At 60.0% G+C, this 1,747-nt stretch carries 1 protein-coding gene and 2 pseudogenes; 1 reads left to right on the top strand and 2 read right to left on the bottom strand.

All coding sequences use genetic code 11. From position 1 onward, the window contains the following. Nucleotides 1-145: pseudogene (locus EN750_RS41140) on the top strand (GNAT family N-acetyltransferase); the annotation flags it as partial. A 42-nt stretch (nucleotides 146-187) separates the two neighbouring features. On the opposite strand, the gene EN750_RS32815 reads toward EN750_RS41140, so the two are convergent. Beyond that, entirely contained in the window at nucleotides 188-1,210 is a 1,023-nt protein-coding gene (locus tag EN750_RS32815; protein WP_127399156.1) for an acyltransferase, read from the bottom strand. A 268-nt stretch (nucleotides 1,211-1,478) separates the two neighbouring features. After that, nucleotides 1,479-1,747, bottom strand: a pseudogene (locus EN750_RS32810) (carbon monoxide dehydrogenase); the annotation flags it as partial.

The following is a 1,747-nucleotide window of genomic DNA, read 5'->3' as shown; positions in this document are numbered from 1 at the left end:
GGTCACCTGCGAAGTCAACACCGACCCGCCGAACCCTGCCTCGGATGCCTTTCACGCCGCCCTTGGCTTCACTGAGGCCGGCGACGCAGTGATCCATGGCGGTAAGAAAGCAGTGCGCTATTACGTCAGATCGCTGCAGGCATAGAGAGGGCGGGCGCGCCGCAAGACGGCCTGAACGCCCTGTTGCTCACCAGTTGCGGTTGAGCCATTCGCGCGCCGGGCGCTCGATGAGGTAGTAGCTGCAGGCCGCACAAGCGAAGACTGCGGCCAGCATCGGCATCGGCATGACGCCTTGCTCATAGACGAATTTGTAGAACGGCTGCTGCCACAGATAGAGCGAGTACGACCACAGACCCAGCGTCGCCATCGGCCAGGAGGACAGCAATCCGGAAATATACCGTGGGCTGAAATCGAGTGCGTTGACGGCCAGAGCCAGCAGCGGCACCGCGAAGAGATAGTGGATCGGCGTCGGCACCTGATCCAGGAACAGGACAACGGCACAGAACGTCGCCACCAGGGCCACATGCTTGCCTCTCAAAAACGCCGGCAGCATGCCGTCGGCCTTCAGCAGGCAGATCGAAGCCGACAGCAGGATCGACGCGATGTGCACGTCGGTGCGCCAATAGGTGGTTTCGTAGTCCATCCCGAAGACCCAGTACGAAACCGCGCCATTGGCCATGGCCAGCAAGGCCAGCGCCAGGAGCAGCACGACCACGCGAGAGCGACTTGAGACGATGACGCTGATCAGCGCCAGGATGATGTAGGCGTGCTCCTCGATGCAGAGCGACCAGATATGGTCGAGCGCCCCTGCCCGCGTCACGAGAATGCCGGCATAGTTGTAGGTGAATGTCAGCGCCGTCAGCGCCGCCTTCCATTTGAAGGCGATGAATGTGCCGGACAGCGCAATCATCGCGACGACTACGAAGACCAAAAGAGCCGGATAGATGCGGGAGAAGCGGCGTTTGAAGAATTTTTTCAGCGGGTAGCGTTCGATGAACAGGATCTCGCCCATCAGCCGGCCGCTGAGCACGAAGAAGAATTCGACGCCCAGCACACCCAGATTGATTCCCGGAACCGGAAAGAAATGGCCGATCAGCACCAGTGCGATCGAAAGCCCGCGCCAGCCGTCGAGATAGGCCAGTCTTGTTCTGGTTGATTTGTCGGCGGCGGATCGGGACGGAACGACATGCGTCGCGGAAATGTCGGTCATGCCGATCCTCTCGCAAATAGGCATGCGAAAGGGCACGATATTTCGAACCCGGCTCGCATTCCCGCCCAAAACCATATTGCAGTGCAATATGGATTTGTGCAAGTGCGAGATTGCCGCCGGTGCAGTTCCAGGTGAAGTCTCGGCGAGACAAAATTGCTCAGGCAAACGATTGGTGCGGGGGCGATTCCATCAAAGTTTGGACAACTACAGGTCGCCACAAACGGAAAAGGGGCGCATGACCCCTTCTCCCTGTCCGCAACTGATCGTATCAGGCGTTGGCGGCAGCCACCGCGCGCTTGGCCATCACCGCGATCAGATTGGCGCGATAATCGGCCGAGGCATGAATGTCGGTCATCAAATTCTTCGCCGGCACTTTCACCCCTTCCAATGCCGAGGCCGCGAAGTTCCCGGCTAATGCTCCCTCAATCTCCTTCGAGCGGAAGACGCCGTCATCGCCGGCACCGGTGACTGCGACGCTGACGCCATCCTTGCCCTTGGCCACGAACACGCCGACGATGGCGTAGCGCGATGCCGGAT

Origin of the sequence: Mesorhizobium sp. M7A.F.Ca.ET.027.03.2.1 (genome assembly GCF_003999175.1) — a bacterium.
GTDB lineage: Bacteria > Pseudomonadota > Alphaproteobacteria > Rhizobiales > Rhizobiaceae > Mesorhizobium.
This window is presented reverse-complemented; position numbering and strand designations above follow the sequence as displayed.

Bases quoted from the DNA above. Each gene is read 5' to 3' on its own strand.
- EN750_RS32815 (WP_127399156.1), bottom strand. From the start codon at position 1,210: ATGACCGACATTTCCGCGACGCATGTCGTTCCGTCCCGATCCGCCGCC.